Annotated in this window: 18 protein-coding genes; 2 read left to right on the top strand and 16 right to left on the bottom strand. The window is 63.6% G+C overall.

Annotation, left to right across the window (positions count from 1 at the left end; all coding sequences use genetic code 11):
- Nucleotides 1–10 precede the first annotated feature (10 nt).
- The 9 genes from GCN75_RS09590 to GCN75_RS09545 form a co-directional block, all read right to left on the bottom strand.
- Nucleotides 11–1,087: a type II secretion system F family protein gene (locus tag GCN75_RS09590; protein ID WP_152282318.1), complete on the bottom strand. Its 1,077-nt coding sequence runs from the start codon at nucleotides 1,085–1,087 to the stop codon at nucleotides 11–13.
- Nucleotides 1,077–2,720 carry a GspE/PulE family protein gene (locus GCN75_RS09585; protein ID WP_152282317.1) on the bottom strand — a complete coding sequence of 548 codons (1,644 nt, stop codon included), beginning with the start codon at nucleotides 2,718–2,720 and terminating at the stop codon, nucleotides 1,077–1,079. The genes GCN75_RS09590 and GCN75_RS09585 overlap by 11 nt, the downstream gene beginning before the upstream one ends.
- Nucleotides 2,717–3,220, bottom strand: a complete 504-nt coding sequence (pilP, locus tag GCN75_RS09580; RefSeq protein WP_152282316.1) for a type IV pilus biogenesis protein PilP — start codon at nucleotides 3,218–3,220, stop codon at nucleotides 2,717–2,719. Before pilP ends, GCN75_RS09585 begins: the two co-directional genes overlap by 4 nt.
- The gene (gene pilO2, locus GCN75_RS09575; RefSeq protein WP_152282315.1) at nucleotides 3,210–4,493 is read right to left on the bottom strand and encodes a type 4b pilus protein PilO2; all 1,284 of its coding nucleotides are present in this window, start codon (nucleotides 4,491–4,493) and stop codon (nucleotides 3,210–3,212) included. The genes pilP and pilO2 overlap by 11 nt, the downstream gene beginning before the upstream one ends.
- An 18-nt stretch (nucleotides 4,494–4,511) precedes the next feature.
- Nucleotides 4,512–6,185 carry a PilN family type IVB pilus formation outer membrane protein gene (gene pilN / locus GCN75_RS09570; protein WP_152282314.1) on the bottom strand — a complete coding sequence of 558 codons (1,674 nt, stop codon included), beginning with the start codon at nucleotides 6,183–6,185 and terminating at the stop codon, nucleotides 4,512–4,514.
- Nucleotides 6,185–7,231 (bottom strand): toxin co-regulated pilus biosynthesis Q family protein, encoded by a 1,047-nt coding sequence (locus tag GCN75_RS29520; RefSeq protein WP_226941228.1) that lies wholly within the window; start codon nucleotides 7,229–7,231, stop codon nucleotides 6,185–6,187. Before GCN75_RS29520 ends, pilN begins: the two co-directional genes overlap by 1 nt.
- A 447-nt stretch (nucleotides 7,232–7,678) precedes the next feature.
- Nucleotides 7,679–9,100, bottom strand: a complete 1,422-nt coding sequence (locus tag GCN75_RS09555) for a sigma-54-dependent transcriptional regulator (RefSeq protein WP_226941227.1) — start codon at nucleotides 9,098–9,100, stop codon at nucleotides 7,679–7,681.
- Nucleotides 9,097–10,020 (bottom strand): sensor histidine kinase, encoded by a 924-nt coding sequence (locus GCN75_RS09550; protein WP_193317429.1) that lies wholly within the window; start codon nucleotides 10,018–10,020, stop codon nucleotides 9,097–9,099. The genes GCN75_RS09555 and GCN75_RS09550 overlap by 4 nt, the downstream gene beginning before the upstream one ends.
- 103 nt (nucleotides 10,021–10,123) lie before the next feature.
- On the bottom strand, nucleotides 10,124–10,318 hold the full coding sequence (locus GCN75_RS09545; RefSeq protein WP_152282312.1) for a hypothetical protein: 195 nt from the start codon (nucleotides 10,316–10,318) through the stop codon (nucleotides 10,124–10,126).
- Between the two features lie 123 nt (nucleotides 10,319–10,441).
- Between GCN75_RS09545 and GCN75_RS09540 the strand changes: the two genes are divergently transcribed.
- On the top strand, nucleotides 10,442–11,317 hold the full coding sequence (locus GCN75_RS09540; protein WP_193317428.1) for a PAS domain-containing protein: 876 nt from the start codon (nucleotides 10,442–10,444) through the stop codon (nucleotides 11,315–11,317).
- Between the two features lie 13 nt (nucleotides 11,318–11,330).
- Here the strand turns inward: GCN75_RS09540 and GCN75_RS09535 are convergent, their stop codons facing one another.
- The 7 genes from GCN75_RS09535 to rpmH all read right to left on the bottom strand — a co-directional run bounded on the left by GCN75_RS09535 (nucleotide 11,331) and on the right by rpmH (nucleotide 17,234).
- Nucleotides 11,331–11,825 carry a CesT family type III secretion system chaperone gene (locus GCN75_RS09535; RefSeq protein ID WP_193317427.1) on the bottom strand — a complete coding sequence of 165 codons (495 nt, stop codon included), beginning with the start codon at nucleotides 11,823–11,825 and terminating at the stop codon, nucleotides 11,331–11,333.
- 313 nt (nucleotides 11,826–12,138) lie between these two features.
- Complete coding sequence (locus tag GCN75_RS09530; protein WP_193317426.1) at nucleotides 12,139–12,678, bottom strand: RNA polymerase sigma factor; 540 nt, start codon at nucleotides 12,676–12,678, stop codon at nucleotides 12,139–12,141.
- 398 nt (nucleotides 12,679–13,076) lie between these two features.
- Nucleotides 13,077–14,456 (bottom strand): tRNA uridine-5-carboxymethylaminomethyl(34) synthesis GTPase MnmE, encoded by a 1,380-nt coding sequence (gene mnmE / locus GCN75_RS09525; protein ID WP_152282308.1) that lies wholly within the window; start codon nucleotides 14,454–14,456, stop codon nucleotides 13,077–13,079.
- Nucleotides 14,457–14,639: 183 nt separating this feature from the next.
- Nucleotides 14,640–16,370 (bottom strand): membrane protein insertase YidC, encoded by a 1,731-nt coding sequence (yidC, locus tag GCN75_RS09520; RefSeq protein ID WP_152259051.1) that lies wholly within the window; start codon nucleotides 16,368–16,370, stop codon nucleotides 14,640–14,642.
- 11 nt (nucleotides 16,371–16,381) lie between these two features.
- On the bottom strand, nucleotides 16,382–16,642 hold the full coding sequence (gene yidD, locus GCN75_RS09515; RefSeq protein WP_099380761.1) for a membrane protein insertion efficiency factor YidD: 261 nt from the start codon (nucleotides 16,640–16,642) through the stop codon (nucleotides 16,382–16,384).
- Complete coding sequence (gene rnpA / locus GCN75_RS09510) at nucleotides 16,639–17,091, bottom strand: ribonuclease P protein component (RefSeq protein ID WP_080753306.1); 453 nt, start codon at nucleotides 17,089–17,091, stop codon at nucleotides 16,639–16,641. Before rnpA ends, yidD begins: the two co-directional genes overlap by 4 nt.
- An 8-nt stretch (nucleotides 17,092–17,099) precedes the next feature.
- The gene (gene rpmH / locus GCN75_RS09505; RefSeq protein ID WP_010401996.1) at nucleotides 17,100–17,234 is read right to left on the bottom strand and encodes a 50S ribosomal protein L34; all 135 of its coding nucleotides are present in this window, start codon (nucleotides 17,232–17,234) and stop codon (nucleotides 17,100–17,102) included.
- A 513-nt stretch (nucleotides 17,235–17,747) separates the two neighbouring features.
- Here rpmH and dnaA point away from each other — a divergent pair.
- A complete protein-coding gene (dnaA, locus tag GCN75_RS09500) occupies nucleotides 17,748–19,142 on the top strand; it encodes a chromosomal replication initiator protein DnaA (protein WP_034754339.1) in 1,395 nt (464 codons plus the stop codon).
- The last annotated feature ends 10 nt before the right edge of the window (nucleotides 19,143–19,152 follow it).

The following is a 19,152-nucleotide window of genomic DNA, read 5'->3' as shown; positions in this document are numbered from 1 at the left end:
TTGAGTGGAGTTATTGGAGCGCGCGCGTCATCGCGGCGATTTCGTGCTGGATGCCGAAAAAACCCGTCACCAGCCAGGCAACGACCATCGCCAGCGACACGATGGCGATACCGTTCAACACTTTCATCTGTGCCGTGACTCTTTCCACGCCCGCTTCCAGCCACTCGTCGGCGAGCAGCTTGAGCGCCTCCGAAAAGCCCCGGTAGTCGGCATAGATGCACAGATCCTCGACAATTTCCTGCGACGGAAATCCATATCCGGCGTTGCGCAGCGCCTCGCCGCAGTTCAGGCCCGATTTCACGCCCATCAGGGCGCCGTCCAGGCGCTCGCGCAACCAGGGATTGGCGCCGACCGACAGGCGCAGCAGCGCCTTTTCCACCGTCACACCCGACGCCTGCAAGGCCGAAAATGCCATCAGGAAACTGCTGCCGGCGATCAGGCGATAGATCGAGTACGGCACCAGGCGGTCGGCCAGCACGCGCGCATTGCCGCACCAGCGCGGCATGGACACCAGCACGACGGCGCCCAGCGCCACGGCCAGCAGCAGCACGAGCGGCATCCAGCCCCGCACGAAGTTCGACATCAGGTACAGCGAGCGCGCCGCGCCACGCCATTGCGCGGGATCGGCCATGCGCGCGAATTCGGGAATGACGCTGGTGCCGAAAATATAGATATACGCGGCGATCATGGCCGCAATCGCCAGCGGATAGGCCAGGCCGCCCACCACGGCGCGCTTGATGCGCTGGCCCGATTGCACCACGCTGACCACTGCCAGCAGGGCTTGCTCGATGCGGCCCGACTGCTCGCCGGCGCCGATGATCATCTGCTCGGACTGCGGCACCCAGCCAGCCATGCCGTCCGACAGCCGGTGGCCGTTCTGCACGGCGCGGCGCCAGTCGTCGAGCACGATGGCCATCGCCTCGTTCGGCTTGCGCCCGCCGTCGGCCGCGCGCTGCTGCATGTCTTCCAGTACTTTCAGCAGCGGCAAGCCGTTCGACAGCATGGTGGCGATCTTGCGATACAGGCGCAGGCGCGCCGCGTCGCCCAGCTGGACCCTGGCCCACCAGCGGTTCATGTCAAGCTGCATGGTCCGCCTCTTCCCGCTGCGCCAAGTGCCCGCGCGCGACCGTCTCCGCCTTGCGCTCGCGGCTGGAGCCGCGCCGGCTACCAATCCCGGCCTCGGCCACGCTCAGGTGGCCCACTGCCCGCTCGGCCATGCGCGGATCGACGCTGCCGCTGGCCACTTTCTCGATGGCGTGCTGCAGCAAGGTCTTGCCATCGAGTTCGGCGAGCCAGTAGGCCATCGCCAGTCCTTTCTCGCCGGCCCGGATATGCTCGAAAAAACGCGCGTCGGGCGCGATGACTTCGGCGACCACCGTGCGGCCGATGGTGCCCTGCTGGCGGCAATGGGCGCAGCCGTCGCCGGCGATGCAGGCCTGGCCGATAGCCGTGCCCAGCACGCGCTGCAGGCGCACCAGCAGGGCCTCGCCCAGCACATGGCGATGCGCCAGCAGGTTCTTCTTGCAATGCGGGCACAGCAGCTTCACCAGGCGTTGGCTGACCAGGCCGCTGACCACGCCCGCATCGGCCACCATGCCCAGCGGCAGTCCCAGGTCGACCAGGCGGTCGATCACGGCCATGGCGCTGTTGGCGTGCACCGTGGTCCACACCTGGTGGCCCGTCATCGCCGCCCGCAGCGCGCTTTGCGCCGAGGCGCGGTCGCGCACCTCGCCAATCATGATGGTGTCGGGATCGAGCCGCATCGCATTGGCGATGGCTGCCGAATACAGGCGCGAGCGGTCGTCCTCGCTGCCGGCATTCGTGATCGAGGTCTGCACCGCGCCTTCGATCGGGTACTCGATCGGGTCTTCCACCGTGATGACATGCAGCCTGGCTCCGGTTTCGTGGATTTCGCCCACCAGCAGGCGCTGCAAGGTGGTCGATTTGCCCGAACCGGTCGGCCCGCTGATGATATTCATCCCCAGCGGATGCTCCTTGAAGCGCTGCAGCAAGACAGCATGCTCCTCGGAAAAGCCCAGCGGCCGCACGTCGATCTCATCGCCGGCATCGTTGTATAGCAAGCGCAGCACCATGACGCTGCCTTCGCCCGTGGGCGCCGTGGCAATGCGCACGCCGAACAGCTTTTCCGGCAGCTTGTCGCGGTCGCCGATGCTGGCATCCTGCCGCTCGCCTGGCTTATAGGCATTGTCGGACACCGTGGTCATGGCGCCGTACAGCGTGGCCAGCAGGCGCTCGCCGAAATCGCGCGGATGGCCGCTCACCTTGAGCAGATCGTTATGCACGCGAAAATAGATCTCGGTACTGAATTTGCGCACGCGGATGTGAATGTCGGACGCGCGCTGCTGGCAGGCCGTATTGAGCAATTCCTTGGCCGTCTGCTGCATCAGCGAATGATCGAGGCGGGCCGCTCCCGCCGTGCCCGCCTGATAGGCCTGGCTGATCTTGTCGATGCGGGTAAACACCCGCTGGAACGGCCGCCCCATGCGCTCGAGCCGGGCGCAATACGACAGCACGTGCGAATTCATGGCCTGGCCGTCGGCGACGAGCAGGCGGCCATCGGACAGCAGGCAGACAAACTTCATTTCCTCGGCGCTACCCGCATAATCGCCGTCGCGGCTCAATACGCTCACGCCCGTGTAATCGCTGGCCGCAGGACTGAACGGCAGCGCTTCCGCCGCCATGGCCGCCGCGCCCGTCATCGTGCGCTCCCGGGCGGCGGCGGCATCGGCGGCAGGCCGGCCGGCAGCGGCAAGGCCAGCGCAGGCGGTGCCTGGCGCAGCGCGGCGATGGCGCTGGCAAGACGGAAGGGCTTGCCCCGTTTGCGCTGCACCATCACCGTGTCGCGCGTGACCGACACCACCTTGACGCCGTTGGCTAGCACATCGCCGGCCTTCACGTCGACCATCTCGCCATTGTCCAGCTGCAAGGTGGCATACAGGGGCGTGCCGATACCCTCGATGGCGCGCACGGTGATGTTGGCGCCGGCACTGGCGACGGGAGCCGCCAGGCGTCCGATCTCGGCCTGGCGCGTGGCGATCTGGGCCTGCACGTCGAGCTTCCGGGCGCGTGCCTTCAGCAGCGTCGTTTCGGCCTCCAGCTGGGTCAGGTCGGCGGCCGCGCTGTTCTGCGCCCGCGCCATGCCCGACAGCACCAGCGACAACGCCGCGGCCAGGGCAAGCAACTTCAAGCTAGTTTGCATAGATGACTCCTTCAATAGTCCATTCGCCTGCGCGATACGTCAGCTTTTCCAGGCGGGTGCCAGGATCGGTAAGAATGGCCGCCACGACGGCCGGCGGCATGGCGCCCGCCTGCACCGACAGGCTGTAGGTTTGCCATGCCGGCGCGGGCGGTGGCGGCAGCGCAACGGCGCCGGGCAAGGGTTGTGGCGCGCTGGGCCTGGGCCGCAAGACGATCCTGGGCTCCAGTCCCAGCAGCTGGAAACGTCCCAAAAGCGGAGTCAGCAGTGCAGACGCGGGCGCCAGGGCCTCGTCGCCGCCCGCCGCCAGGGCAAGCGGCAAGGTATGGCGGGCGCTGGCGCCGCCCAGGTCGACCTGGGCCTGCGGCACCTGCGCCAGCAGATAGGCCACGCTGGAATCGGCGCGTGCCCACTGATAGCTGATGTGCTGGGCCGTACACTGGAATTCGCTCAACGCCCAGCCCCCTGCCGCCATCAGTCGCGGCACGGGCAGGCAAGCCGCCGCCAGCACGGCCGGCAGCGGTTGGCTACGCCAGGGATGCGGCACGGCCTGCGCGCCACTGCCGAGCCGCTTGCGCGCTGCCTCCATGGCGCGCGCGCGCTCCTCTTCGTCCAGCCTGGCCTGGTGCTGCTGCCAGGCAGCAAAACCTGCCCCACCCAGCAGCAGTGCCGCCAGGGACAGCAGCGCCAGCGGCTTGCCATACGGCGCGCGCACGGCCGGCCGCAATGCATACAGCCCGCCGGCAAAACGCCGTCCCGGCCTGCGCGGCAACAATTCGTCGATGCGCTTGGCATTGAAATTATGAAAACCCTGGTCGGCCAGTTCCGGTTCGCCCAGCACCACGTTCCAGCCGCCCAGCCCATAGTCGCCATGCAAACGCTCGAGCACCTCTTCGCGACTGCCGGCAAAATCGCCATTGGGCAAGAAATTGCCATCGCGCATGGCAAAGTAGGCCCAGCTGGTGTCGTTGAGGCGGAAGGCCCCCAGCCAGTTCTGCGCTGGCTGCTGGCGGCTGTCGTAGTAGGCGCCGTCAGCAGCAACCGTGCGCGCCACGGCAGCGGCCAGCGACACCATGCCGCGCTGGGCGCCATCGTGGCTGCTGGCATAGCCAGCCTGCGCTGCCGCGTGTTCCTTGCGCAGCACCATCAGGTCGACATCGATCTTGCGCGCCAGCGCCAGCGCCTCGGCGCGCAGGTCGCGCGGCCGCGACAGCGACTGCCAGAACAGGCCGCAGATGAAACTGGTTTTCCCGATCGGGACAATATGAATGGCCATCGTGCATTCCGCCCGGGCTCAGGCGCCGGCCATGGCGATCGGAGTAATCAGGATCACGATGATTTCCTTGGCGCTGCTGGCCTTGAGCCCGCCGCCCAGCAGGGTATTGCCAGGCTTGCCAGGCCCCTGCTGGTCGAGATCGTCGGCCACCTGCTCAAAGCCGCTGACAACCAGGGTTTCCCCCGAACGCATCGCCACCCGCTGCAGGAAGTTACGCGTGTCCAGTTCAGGCGTCTGGATCATGCCGTTCTGGCTGCGCACTTCATCGATACGGCGCAGGTTCGAGATATCGGTCGAGAACTGCAGCATCACCGTGCCGTTGTGCAGCAGATGCGGCAGCAAGGTCATGTTGAAACCCGAGGTGACGACGCCGGGAATGAGCGTGGTGCTGGAGCCGACATTGGCCGACAGCACGGTTTGCGAGGACTTCAGATAACTGGTCTGCTTGGCCACCTGGACGGGCACCGGCTGGTTATTCAGCGTGACCACCGAAGCCGACGTTTCGCGCCGCACTTTGCCCTGTTTGGAGAGCGCCTCGATCATCATCGAGGAACCGGCAAAGTTGCTGTTCGACGTGCCCAGGATCGCCGCCGAAAACGCCGTGCTGCCCGGCGTACCGGCAAAGGTATTCTTGATGCCATAGCGGCCGGAGAGATTGCCGTACACCAGGTTCCAGTCGATGCCGTAATTTTCGCCTTCGCTCAAGGTCACCGCCAGGACCGTCACATTGATCATCACCTGGCGCGCCAGCACCTTGTTCTCGCCATCGATGAACTGCGCCACGCGCGCCAGCACGTCCGGCGTATCGACCACCGTCATGCCGCCCGTGGCGGGCGAGCCGACCACCCTGCCGTGCGGCGAGAGCATTAAACCCACTGTCTTTTCAATGCTGGCGAAGACCGACAGCTGAGACTTGACACCCGTGTTCTGGCTGTTGCGGGCGCTGGAACTGCTGCCGGAGCCGGCATCGGCGCCGGCTCCCGATGCATTGCCGCCCTGTTCGCTGTCGCCAGCCGTCGAGTTGCTGGCGACATTGGCGCTCAGCGCCGATTCGCCCGGGATCGCGCTGATCTGGAAGGTCTGGCTGTCCGTGTAATAAAACTGGATACCGCCGTCGGCATATTTCCAGAACACGCCGAAACGCGCGGCCACCGTGTCGAGCAAGTCTTGCAGCGTGCCGTGCGCATAGGTGATGCGCAGCGGAGTGCCGCGCGCAGCGGAGGCGGACGCCGGTGACGCGGGCAGCGGCGGCAAGCCCAGCGCAGGCACTGCGCCGCCATTCGCGGACGCGGCCCCGGTTGCTGGCGCGGTCGCGGTCGGCGGCACATCGGCAGCCCGCGCAGCGGCAATCGCCGCAGCCTGCGGCGTGACCCTGGCCGGCATGCCGGAGCGCATGCCGATACGCTCGGCAAATTCGGCCAGCGAATCGACCGTGCGGTCGAAGGTGGCGCTGGCCTGGAATACGGGCGGCAGCCTGGTCAGCTTGACGGGCGTAGTCGCCAGCCACAGGCCGTTTTCATAGCTCACCACCGGCGCGGCCTTGGCGGCAGGCTCCGCCTGTCCTACCGTCTTGAGCAGACGCGTGACACGTTCGTCCGTCTGTGCGCTGGCGCCGGCAATTTTCGCCTGCAATCCGGCGCAGCCGGCCAGCAGCAGGCCCGCTGCCAGCAAGGCATAGGTCGCGATGCGCATCACTCGCTTCCTTTCGCAACGATACGCAACACGCGGTTACCGCGGTACATGACGGCCTTGACGGGCACCTCGGCCCGCTCCAGGCTTTGCGCAACGGCCTCGACGGCCGTTTCAAACGTGCCGGAAATGCTGGTACGCGCGACAACCGGATAGTCCACCGCCAGCTCCCATGACAGCTGCCAGCCGGCGCTGGCTGTCCAGCGCTCCAGCGCCGTCCGCACCGAGCGGTCGCGCGGCAGGATCTCCCAGGTGGGCAGGGGCGGCGGCGCCGCCTTGACCGGCGCAGGAGGCACAGGAGCTGCGGCCGCAGGGGCCGGAGGCGGCGCGGCGGGCGCGGCAGAGGCAACGGCTGGCGCCGTGGCGGCCGGCTTTGCCGGCGCGCCCGCGTTTTGCAGTGCCGCCTGTACTGCGGACTGGATCGCGGTCTGCGTCGCCGTCTGAATCGCCATCTGCATGACGGCCAGCGTCGCTTCCTGCGTGGCGTTCGCGGCCGGCGCCTGGCGCGCTGCGGCACTGCCGCCGGCGGCAACCGGCCGGGGCTGCACCGCAGCCGGAAGCGCGCGGCGCGCGGCATCGCCCAATTCCGTCTTGCTCTCGCGCCGCGCCGCGGCGGCCGCTTCCGCCGCCGTCTCCTCTTGCAGGGCGGCCATCCTGGCACCCTGCGGCAGTTGGCGCACGGTCACCTTGCGCGTGCTCAGCGAGATATCGGCCGCCAGGTCCGGGTATGGATCCAGCAGATCGAGCAAGACCTCGGTCCAGGCGCGCCCGCCGCTCCAGGACACGGGTTCATCCAGCACCTGGCGCGCGATACCGGAGGTGCGCACGGTAAATTCCCTGGGCACGATCGCATGGATCGCTTGTCCCAGTGGCATATCGCGCGCCGCGCCGCGTACCAGCTCCACATTGCGCGCCGCCGCGTTCGCGCCCGCATCGCGGCCGCCCGCTACCGCCGCGCAGACCGGCGCCGAAGCAGCGACGCCAAGCAGCGCGCCCACCGTGAGCAGCGCCAGTTTCTTTTTCATCCGCATCTCAGACCATTGATTCATTACAAAGACTCCTGTTTGCTGCGCGAGACAAGCGCTGGCCGGCACAACCGGCGCGCGCGATAAAGACGGCTTGCCGCACGGCGGTCGCCATTCCGGAGACCGCCTGTGCTGCCGCTGCATACCCATCAATAGCAACACCCGTGCCAGAGCCGCCGGAAAGGGCCTGGCGCCGATAGACACGGGTACCGCGAACCAAAACGGGATGGACCGCGCGAGTGCGCACTTGCAAAGACGCAAGGAAGCGAATTACTCCATCATGCAAGGCTGCGCGGCACAACAGTTAAGTAACGGGTGCGCGCCAATAGTTCCATGACGCAAGAATATGAAGGGCGGCAAAAAGCGGGAGTGGGGAAATGCAGGCAATGTGGCGGGGGTGCGGCCTGGCGCGGCCGTGCGTGGACAACATGCGCACCGCCGTTCCGAGGGAGCGGCGGCGCGCGCGTTCAATTACTCCGCGACAGCGGACTTATATTGCGCAAGGTCCATGTCATACAGCTTCATCTTGCGGTACAGCGTGGAATAGTTAATCTTCAGTTCGGCGCAGGCAGCCCCGCCCGCGCCGCCATGGCGCCGCAGCGTATCGCCGATCACGGCCTTCTCGACTGAAGCGATGATATCCTCCAGCGACTGCGGTCCTGCCAGGCTTTCGGCGCCGCCGACCGATACCGGAATGCCCAGCTGCACCTGGTCCGCCGCGTTGCGCAGCTCGCGCACGTTGCCCGGCCAGTCATAGGCCAGCAATTGCTGCAGGATGTCGCGCGTCGGCGTGACGGCGCTCTGCTTGAAGCGCAGCGCCGCCTCGTGGACAAAATGGGCAAACAGCATGGCGATATCCTCGCGGCGCTCGCGCAGCGGCGGAATCTTCAGGGTGGCCACGCACAGGCGATAGAACAGGTCGATGCGGAACTTGCCCTGCACGCCCAACTCCTTCAGGTCGACCTTGGTGGCGGCCACCACGCGCAAGTCGACGGCAATGGTCTTGTTCTGCCCCAGGCGCTCGACCTGCCGTTCCTGCAGGACGCGCAGCAGCTTGGCTTGCAGATGCAAAGGCATGGCTTCGATTTCATCGAGGAACAGGGTGCCGCCGCACGCATATTCGACCTTGCCCATGCGTTGCTTGACGGCGCCCGTGTAGGCGCCCGCTTCATGCCCGAACAGTTCGCTCTCGAACAGCGCCTCGGGTATGGCGGCGCAGTTGACCGCCACAAAATTGCCTTGCCGTCCGCTAAACTCATGCAGGCAGCGCGCCACCATTTCCTTGCCGGAACCGGTTTCCCCCAGGATGATCACATTGGCCGGCGCCGGCGCAATACGCAGAATCAGGGCGCGCAGCTCGCGCATGGCGCTGCCGCTGCCGACCAGCACTCTTTCGATGCCTGCGGCAAACGCCAGCCGCTCGAGCAACTGGCGGTTTTCCACCTGCAGGCGGCGCTGCTCCGCCGCGCGCCTGAGCACGCCAACCAGGCGCTCCTTCTCGAACGGTTTTTCCAGAAAGTCGTAGGCGCCGTGGCGGGTCGCCTTGATGGCCAGCGGGATATTGCCGCGCGCCGTCATCAGCACCACCGGCAGGCTGGCATCGCTATGGCGAATTTTGTCGAGCACGCCCAGGCCGTCGAGCGCATCGCGCTCGCTGAGAAACATATCGGTGAGCACCACGTCAGGTGCAATCTGCGCCAACTGTTCCAGCGCCTCGTGGGCATAGGCAAAGGCATGCGCCTTGAAGCCGGCGACGGTCACCGACTGCGTCACGGCGTGGCGCAGCATATCGTCGTCCTCGATCACCACCACGCGGTAGGCACGCTCCTCGTCGGGCGCCGCTGCACCTGGCAAGCGCCCGGCGAGGGCGGCCATGTCGCATGCAGCCCTCATGGCGCGCTCCGCACCGCAGGCAGAACGATGCGAAATTCCGCGCCGCCGTCCGGGTGGTTTCTGGCGCTCAGCTCACCGCCCATCTCGCCGATCACTTCACTCGATAGCGCCAAGCCCAGCCCCAGTCCTTCGCCATAGGGCTTGGTGGTAAAAAAGGCATCGAACAGGCACTCCATCGCATGTCTGGCAATGCCTGGCCCATGGTCGCGCACCAGAATTTCCACCATGGCGCCCTGCAGGCTGGTGGCGATCTCGATGCGCGGGTCCGACGTACCGGCGCTGGCATCGAGCGCATTGTCAACCAGATTGACCAAGGCTAGCGTCAGCCGGTCGGAATCGGCCAGCACCAGATGGCCGTCGGCCCGCACAACCAGCTGGCAGCGCCGGGTCTTCACCTTCGGCGACACGACGGCGCAGGCATGCTCGACCACGTCGAGCACCGATACGCTGGCCTGGTTGACCGGCGTCTTGCGCGAAAAACCTTCCAGCTGGCGCGACAGCTCGCTCATCTGGCCGGTGGCCCGCAACAACAGCGACAGATTCTCCGCAGCGGAATCGATGTCGCCATGGGCGATCAGATCCAGCGCGTTTTCGACCAGCAATTGCATACTGGCCAGCGGACGCTTGATTTCATGGTTAACACTGGCAACCATGCGGCCCACCGCCACCATTTTTCCCGCATGCACCAGGGCTTCCCGGCTCCTGGCCCGCTCGCGCTCGGCGTCCAGTTCCACCTTGAGCAGACGCGTGACGTTGGTCTGGAACTGCTGCAGCGTAGGCGTGCGGCCAGCAGCGGTGGCGAAGCGCCCCGGTGCCGCCGCGCTGATCTGGATATCCAGCGGCGCCTCCGTGTGTGCGTCGCGTATTTCCCTGCCGTGATACAGCCAACCTTCGCGGGGCCCGTGGCGGCCAGCATCCATTCTCATCTCCTTGAACCAAGCACCGGCGCCTCTTGGGCGCCACTTCAAATTAGGGCTGAAACTTTTCAGTGAATTTAAGCAAATAGCATAGAGCGCAGAAAACTTACAGGAAATTCAACGCCAGCGCAATGGCGCTTCCACCAAAGTGCGCAGCAGCATGAAACGCGAAGAAAAAGGCAGCTGCCAGACGCCATTTCCAAGCGTATTCTGGCGTCCTGGCCACCTTGTAGCCAGTCCCGCCTAATGATGCTAGGCTACGCAAAATTTCACGCCGCCCCCAGCGCATCAACAGCGGCATTCCATGGCGCTTTCCATCTGCCGCTCAGGGCAGCGCGCGACGCCAGGATCAACCCGTCAGGTAAAAAGGAACGCGTTTATGAATGCCCCCCTCGCACCGAGGCCGTGCGCACGAGTGCTCATTGTGGACGACACGCCGGCGCACCAATGTCCGCTGGCACAGTTGCTGGCCGCGCAGAACTACACCATCCTGCTCGTCCCTAGCGGCGCGGCCGCGCTGCAGTTCATGGCGTTGAACCTGCCTGATATCGTGCTGCTCAATGTACAGAAACCCGGCATCGACGGCTACGCCCTGTGCCGCCACATCAAGGCGCATCCGCGCCTGTGCGCCGTCCCCGTCATTTTTATCTGCGCGAACGACAGGTCCTGGGACAAGGTGCAGGCGTTCACCGCCGGCGCTGCCGATTTCGTGGCCCATCCCATCGCCGCGCCCGAAGTATTGGCACGGCTGGAAATGCAGTTGACGTTGGGCAGCCTGCGGCAACAGCTGGAGCAGCGCAACCTGGAACGCAGCGCCGAGCTGCGCGAAGCGACGGAAGCGCTGCATGAAAGCCGCGAACTGCTCAAGACCATCATCGACAGCTCCACCGCCATCATTTATGTCAAGGATCTTGACGGCCGCTACCTGCTGGCCAACCATCGCTGTCAACAGCTGTTCGGCGGCGCCAGCGGCGCCAGCGGCGACATGCGCGGCTTGAGCGACGAGGATATTTTCCCGCCGGAGATGGCGCAGGCGCTCGCCGGATTCGACCGCCAGGTGATTGCCACCGGCATCGCCATCGAATGCGAGGAAGTGCGGCTGCACGGCGGTATGCCGCATACCTACACGTCGGTCAAATCCGTCCTGCGCGATTCAAACGGCAATATCCATGCCGTCTGCACGATAGCGACCGACATCACGGAACGCGTGCGCGAGGAAGCGATCTTGTGCGAGCTCAACGCCATGCTGGAAAGCCGCCTGTCCCAGCGCCTGCCAGAATATGTGCCGCAGGCGCCATGAGCATCGGTAATTCTCAGTGCTTGTCCGGACCGGAAGTGTAGTGGCTGGCAGGTACTGGCAAGGTCAGGCTGGCCAGGCCTTCATTCAGCCTGGCGATGGAGCCCGCGTCCGCATCGAGCTGCAGGAAGCTGTTCTGCCAGCGCAGCGCATGCTGCGCATAACGTTCGAGCTTGGCCAGCAGGCCATCGGCATTGATATGCGATGCCACCAGCCGCTCGAGCAGCATCACCCTGCCGCTTTCATGGTCCATTGAAAAGTGCGGACTATCGGCAGAGAACATGAACAAATTGCTCTCCAGTACGCGCTGCAGCACCTCCGCGCGCCACTGCCATGGCGGTTCACCGAAATCGCAGAACAGCATCAGGCTGTGGGCATCTTCGCTGGGCAGCAAGGTCAGCGCGACCCCGGCAACCACGATATGCGCACCATGCGCGAGATCGCCCGTGGGAACGATGCCGTGAAAGCGGCACACTTCGTCAATTAATACTTGGTAGTGGTGGGTCGACATGGTTGCGTGTTCAGTCCTTTCTAGGTGGCCCGTGAGTGGGAGAGGCGACGGCATGCATGCCGACTGCATGGCTATAGCAGGCTTCATGCCAGCCACGCAGGCGCTGCCAAATCCCTGTTTTTTCAGCAATATCTTGCGTTACAGCAACCATCTCTGCCTGGCCGCATTGCAACCATGAACGATATGGTGCGGTGCCGCCGTGCAGTGCTGCCAGCCCAGGCGCAACGGCGGAAGGCAGCGGCAGGATAACAGGAAGAATGAACGCGGCAAGCTTTTGCCTGGAACCGCATCCGTGGCGGCCAGGGCTGCGGTATCAGTCCAGACTCTCCTGCTTGAGCTGGGCGCGGGCTCGCGAAATGCGCGAACGAACGGTGCCGATCGGAATGTCGAGCTCATTGGCGGCTTCGGCATACGACAGCTGTTCATTGAAAATCAGATGGATGACTGCGCGCGTTTCCTCGGACAGGCGCTCGAACACGGCGGAGACCCGCTGCATGATCTGGTGCGACTCAACCAGTTCGGCCGGGCCGCGTCCCGCTTCATCGACCAGTTCGCCAGCCTCCACGTCGTCGAAGATGTCGCGCACGCGGCTGCGCCGGTAGTGGTTGCGGATCAGGTTCAAGGCGATGCCGAACAGCCAGGTCTCGGGGCGCGACTGATGCTGGAATTTATCGCGGCAGCGCATGGCTTCCAGCAAGGTCTCCTGCGTGATATCGTCGACATCCTCCGCATTGCCGATGCGGCGCCGGACAAAATTGTGCAGGCGCCGGCCCTGGGTTCGCACCAATTGCTCCAGCTCGTGCAATTGCAGGGTTTCAGTGACTGTCGATAATTCCGCGTTCGAGATATGCATGCAAGACTCCACGATTAAAAGAGAAAGGTCCATCGGTGACCTCTTCTCTATGGCAATTCGCATGCCAATCGCGGAAACACATCTAAGCCATTGATTTTAAATATTTTTTAAAAAATTAAAAACGTAATTCGGACTCAAAAAGATTTGAATTTTTTAAAATTCCGCTCAAGATCTTGAGCAGCGGGCCGGTGCAGGAAACGGTGAGGCGACGGCGCGCAAGCGGCCGGCCGCAAACGGCCGAGGCTGCGCGAATCGTGCAACGACAGTGAACATGGCGTGCCGGCAGATGCCGGCAAGGCTGGGAGCAGAAAGGAAACGGCTGGCCCGGACAGGCCAGCCGTGCTGGAAAGAGCAGAAAGAGCGGCCAGGACTGGCCACCGGAAAGTCTGATAGTGCGCTTACTTGCCGATACAGAAACGGCTGAAGATCACGCCCAGCAGATCGTCGGGCGAAAACTCGCCCGTGATGCTCGACAGCTGCACCTGCGCCAGGCGCAGCTCTTCCGCGAACAGGTCCAGCGACTGGTCGTCCTGCGCCGCGTGCGCGGCCGCGATATTCAAATGCTTGCCGGCCGACTTGAGCGCGATCAAATGGCGTTCGCGCGCGAGGAACAGCGACTCGCCCGTCTGTTGCCAGCCGGCGATGCGCAGCAGCTCGGCGCGCAGCAAATCGATGCCGACGTGCTCGTGCGCCGACAGGTAGACGTGCGTGGCGTCCGGCAAGCTGTCGACGCTGGGCTTGTGGCCCGAGAGGTCGATCTTGTTCCACACGCGCACCACGGGCACGCCTTCGGGGAAGGCGGCAACGATGGTTTCGTCGGCCAGGGTGGGGCCGTGGTCGGCATCGAGCAGGTGCAGGATGACGTCGGCCTTGCCGATTTCGCCCCAGGTGCGCTCGATGCCGATGCGCTCGACGGCGTCGATGGTCTCGCCCGCGCTGCGGATGCCGGCCGTGTCGATGATGTTGAGCGGAATGCCCTCGATCTGGATGGTTTCGCTGACCTTGTCGCGCGTGGTGCCGGCAATCGGCGTGACGATGGCCACGTCGGCGCCCGCCAGCGCGTTCAGCAGCGACGATTTGCCCACGTTCGGCTGGCCCGCCAGCACGACATTGAGACCTTCGCGCAGCAGCGCGCCCTGCGCCGCCTGCGCAAACACTTTGTTCAGGGCTTCGATGACGGCTTTCAGCTGGCCGCGCGCATTTGATTTTTCCAGGAAGTCGATCTCTTCTTCCGGGAAGTCCAGGGTCGCCTCGACCAGCATGCGCAAGCCCGTCACCTGCTCCACCAGCGCGTGGATGGTGTTCGAGAACGCGCCCGACAGCGATTGCGAGGCGGACTTGGCGGCCGCTTCCGTGGAAGCGTCGATCAGGTCGGCCACGGCTTCCGCCTGCGCCAGGTCCAGCTTGTCATTGAGGAAGGCGCGGCGCGTGAATTCGCCCGGTTCGGCCAGGCGCAAGCCGCTGTCCCGGCCCGCTTCCAGCACGCGCGCCAGCAGCAGCTGCAGCACCACGGGGCCGCCGTGGCCCTGCAATTCCAGCACGTCTTCGCCCGTGTACGAATGGGGGCCCTTGAAATGCAGGGCAATGCCCTGGTCGATGATGGCGCCGTCGCCGTCCGTAAACGGCAGGTAGGTGGCGTGGCGCGGTTTCAGCTGCTGCGCGCCGAACAGGGCCGTCATCAGGGGAGCGAGATTTTTGCCGGAGGCGCGTACCACGCCGATGCCGCCGCGCCCGGGAGCGGTGGCGATGGCGGCGATAGGGGAAGAGTCGAGTTTCATGGGCTAATTGTAGTGTATTCGGGAAGGCTGCAGGAGCCACGGTATTTTCAGCGACAGACCGGGTGCACATGAAGGGGAGGTATGTGGAAAACCGGCAAAACCCACTTTTTTGACATCGTGCCCATTGGGTACGATGTCAAAAAAAAGCCCGCGCGAGGCGGGCTTTCTGGTCGCTGGCCGGACTTACTTGACGGCTGGCGCGTATTTCTTGGTGATCACCCATTGCTGGCCGATCGACAGGACGTTGTTGACGACCCAGTAGAGTACCAAGCCCGACGGGAAGAAGAAGAACATCACCGAGAATGCCAGTGGCATGAACAGCATCATCTTCGCTTGCATCGGATCGGCCGGCGCCGGGTTCAGCTTGGTGGTGATGAACATCGAGATCGCGTACAGCACGGGCAGGATGCACCATGGGTCATGCTGGGCCAGGTCCGTGATCCAGCCGATCCATGGCGCACCGCGGATTTCCACGGACGCGTTCAAGACCCAGTACAGCGCGATAAACACGGGCATCTGGATCAGGATCGGCAGGCAGCCACCCAGCGGATTGATTTTTTCCGTCTTGTACAGCTCCATCGTGGCCTGGTTCATCTTTTGCGGATCGCCCTTGAAGCGTTCGCGGATCGCTTGCATCTTCGGCGTGACCAGTTTCATCTTGGCCATGCTGCGGTAGCCGGCGGCCGACAGCGGGAAGAACAGCAGCTTGATCAGGATCGTGAAGGCGATGATGGTCCAGCCCCAGTTGCCCAGCACGCTGTGGATCTGTTCCATGACCCAGAACATCGGCTTGGCGATGATGGTCAGCCAGCCGTAATCCTTGACCAGTTCCAGGCCAGGCGAGACGTTTTCCAGCAAGTGGGCGATTTGCGGACCCGAGTACAGCTTGCTGTCCATGCTGGCCGAAGCGCCCGGCGCCAGGGTAGGCAGAGGCAGCACGTTGCCGATGGCGTACAGGTTGGTGCCGACCTTCTTCGTGAAGATGTCGCGCTTGGCGTTTTCAGGCGGAACGAAGGCCGACACGAAGAAGTGTTGCGAAATCGCAAACCAGCCGCCATTTGCCGTGGCCGGGTGCAGCGCCTTCATGGCGTTGTCGTTGCCCTTCTTCTCGTCTTCCACGGCTGCTTTTTCGATTTTCTCGAACGTCAGCTTCTGGTACTTGTCTTGCGGCGTGTACAGGGTCGGGCCCGTGAAGCTACTGTTGAAGAACGAGTCGCCGACGGGCTTGTTGCCGTCATGCGTCAGTTGCAGATACAGCTGCGGCGTGACGGGCGCAGCGCCCACGTTGGCCACGTCGTGGCGCACGTCGATGACGTAGTCGCCGCGCTTGAAGGTAAACGTCTTGGTCAGCTTGACGCCGCCTTCGACGGCTTCCATCACCAGTTGAATCTGCTTGCCATCGGCCAGGGTGCGTACGCCCGGCTGCACGGTGAAACCGCTCGCGTGCGTAGGGAAGGGACCGCCGACCAGGCCCGATTGCGCCAGGTAGGTATGGTTTGCGCCTTCGTCGAACAGCACTTCGTTTTGCTTGCCGTCGTCAGGCTGGCACCATTTGAACAGGCCGAAGCAGCCGCCAAACCAGCCCGGATTGCCCGCGCCCTTGAATTTCAGCAATTCCAGACGCTTGACCTGGCCGCCCAGGGTGTCGATGTCGACCTTGATGACGTCGGTGGTGATGGTAATCACTTCGCGCTTGAACGCGGCGGGATCGACAGCCTCACCCGGCAGGGCAGGCACGCCTGCCGCAGCCGACACAGCGGCCGTCTTGGCAGGGGTCGCAGGCGCCTTGGCGGTTTGTTCCGTGTTCGCGGAGAACATCGACGGCTTGCCGTTCGAGATCATCCATTCGTTCCAGAGAATTACCAGCGAGACGGAAAACACGATCCACAGGATGGTACGTTTATTGATATCCATTAGGGTATTTGTCAGGAGTGGTTGCAACCGCAAGCGGTCGTTGAAGATTGTTTAGCGTCGGCCGGCGGCACCGGGTCGACGCCCCCTTCATTCCAGGGGTGGCAACGGCACAGGCGCTTGGCAGCCAGCAGGCTGCCCTTGGCAGTACCGTGCACGCGCAGCGCTTCCATCGCGTAATGCGAACAACTCGGATAGAAACGGCAATTCTGTCCCAGCATGGGGCTGATCAGCAACTGATAAGCACGCAGCAGGAACAGCAGCAGGGTTTTCATGGCGCGGACGGTGGTGGCGCAGCAACAGAACGGGCCTGGGCGGCGATTTGCGCCGCGAACAGGCGGCTCAATTCTTCACGCAGCTCGGCTTTGAGCCGGGTCGTGGTGGCCGGGCCATCCTTGCTGTTGACGGCGCGCGACAAACGCACCACGCAGTCGACCGGCGGCATCGCGCTGTTGCGAAACAGCTCGCGCGTCACGCGCTTGATCGTGTTGCGGGTCGCCGCGCGCGGCGCGAAACGCTTGGCCACAACGACGCCCAGCCGCGCATGCGGCAATTGATTGTGTCGGGTGTACAGCACAAAATGCGCTGTTTTTTGCGAAGGGCGCAAACGAAAAACGGATGAAAATTCATCCGTTTTAACGATACGCCGAACGCGCGCGAAGTCGTGTGAACCTTCGCGTTGATTGCCGACTGGAGTACAGCTAGCCACGCGATCAGCTGTCAACGACAAGCCTAGACGGCCAGACGTTTGCGGCCCTTTGCGCGACGTGCGTTGAGCACATCACGGCCACCACGGGTAGCCATACGAGCGCGGAAGCCGTGCGTACGCTTGCGGCGAACGACGGAAGGTTGGTAAGTACGTTTCATGTTGGTCTCGCTAAAAACAAAAAAAATGCAAAATCGGGTCTGACGTCCCGTCAGTTTTTGGTGCCAATGACAATCGCGCACTTATGCCAAGGCACAAGCTGGCCAATCTCATCGCCCGCTTAATCCACGCTTAGTCCATATTGTCGTTCCAAATGAATAAACACGGAATACGGGCGGGGAACCCTGAATTATTCAGCATATGCCCCCCTCTTGTCAAGGATTGCCGTGATCGCCAAGAAATTTGCGCGCCGGGCTCCGCCTGCCGGCAAGGCCCCGCCGCAGGCCGCGCCAGCACTGCCTGTCACGGGATAACCGGGGGATAAGTCGCCTCTTATGCACACGGCGCCCCACCCCGCCACACAAAAATAACAGCCGTGCCTGTGGATAACTTTCGCAGTCGGGAGTAGAATAGCGCGTTACGTGTGGCGAGCCCTCGCGCGACGCCGGCCTTGCAACACGGTGACCGCAGGGCAGAATCGATACGCCCTCCCACACCTTTTCACATAGACATACATGGATAATTTCTGGCAGGCCTGTTCCGCGCAGTTGGAACTGGAGCTGACACCGCAACAATTCAGTGCGTGGATCAAACCGCTTATCCCTCTCGATTACGAAGAGGGCAAGCTGCGCATTGCTGCGCCCAATCGCTTCAAGCTCGATTGGGTCAAGACCCAGTTCGCCAGCCGCATCACTGCCCTGGCCATTCAGTACTTCGAAGCGCCCACGGAAGTGCAGTTCGTGCTCGACCCGCGCCTGGCCCTGCCGAAGAAACCCGTTGCCGCCAGCACCCCGGCCAGCGATCCGAATGGCGGCGCGCCCAGCGCGCGCGCCGCGGAGCCGCAGCCCAGCGTGCCGGAACTGAGCATCGGCGCCGCGCCGCGCCGCGAACAGAGCCGCATCAACACCGACCTGACCTTCGACAGTTTCGTGACCGGTAAGGCCAACCAGCTGGCGCGCGCCGCCGCCATCCAGGTGGCGAACAACCCGGGCGTGTCGTACAACCCGCTGTTCTTCTACGGCGGCGTCGGTCTGGGCAAGACCCACTTGATCCACGCCATCGGCAACCAGGTAATGGCCGACAATCCGGGCGCAAAGATCCGCTACATTCACGCAGAACAGTACGTTCGCGACGTAGTGACCGCTTACCAGCGCAAGGGTTTCGACGACTTCAAGCACTATTACCACTCGCTCGACATGCTGTTGATCGATGATATTCAATTCTTTGGCGGCAAGAGCCGCACGCAGGAAGAGTTTTTCTATGCGTTCGAGGCATTAATTGCCGCTAAGAAACAAATCATCATCACCTCGGATACGTATCCGAAGGAAATCACGGGCATGGACGACCGCCTGATTTCGCGCTTCGACTCGGGCTTGACGGTGGCCATCGAACCGCCGGAACTGGAAATGCGCGTGGCCATTCTGTTGAAAAAAGCCAAGCAGGAAGGCGTGACTTTCTCGGATGACGTGGCGTTCTTTGTCGCCAAGCACTTGCGCTCGAACGTGCGCGAGCTGGAAGGCGCACTGCGCAAGATCCTGGCGTACTCGCGTTTCCATGGCAAAGACATCACCATCGATATCGTCAAGGAAGCCCTGAAGGACTTGCTGTCGGTGCAGAACCGCCAGATTTCCGTGGAAAACATCCAGAAGACGGTGGCCGACTTCTTCAATATCAAGGTTGCCGACATGTATTCGAAGCGCCGCCCCGCGAATATCGCCCGGCCGCGCCAGATCGCCATGTACCTGGCCAAGGAATTGACACAGAAGAGCCTGCCGGAAATCGGCGAGCTGTTCGGCGGCCGCGACCACACCACGGTGCTGCATGCCGTGCGCAAGATCGCGCTGGACCGCACCAAGAACCCGGAATGCAACCATGAATTGCATGTGCTGGAACAAACATTGAAGGGTTAAGCGCCGCTTG

Origin of the sequence: Janthinobacterium violaceinigrum, from assembly GCF_009208555.1 — a bacterium.
Lineage (GTDB): Bacteria > Pseudomonadota > Gammaproteobacteria > Burkholderiales > Burkholderiaceae_D > Janthinobacterium > Janthinobacterium violaceinigrum.
Note: the sequence above shows the minus strand (reverse complement) of the source record. Positions and strands in the feature narration are given on the sequence as shown.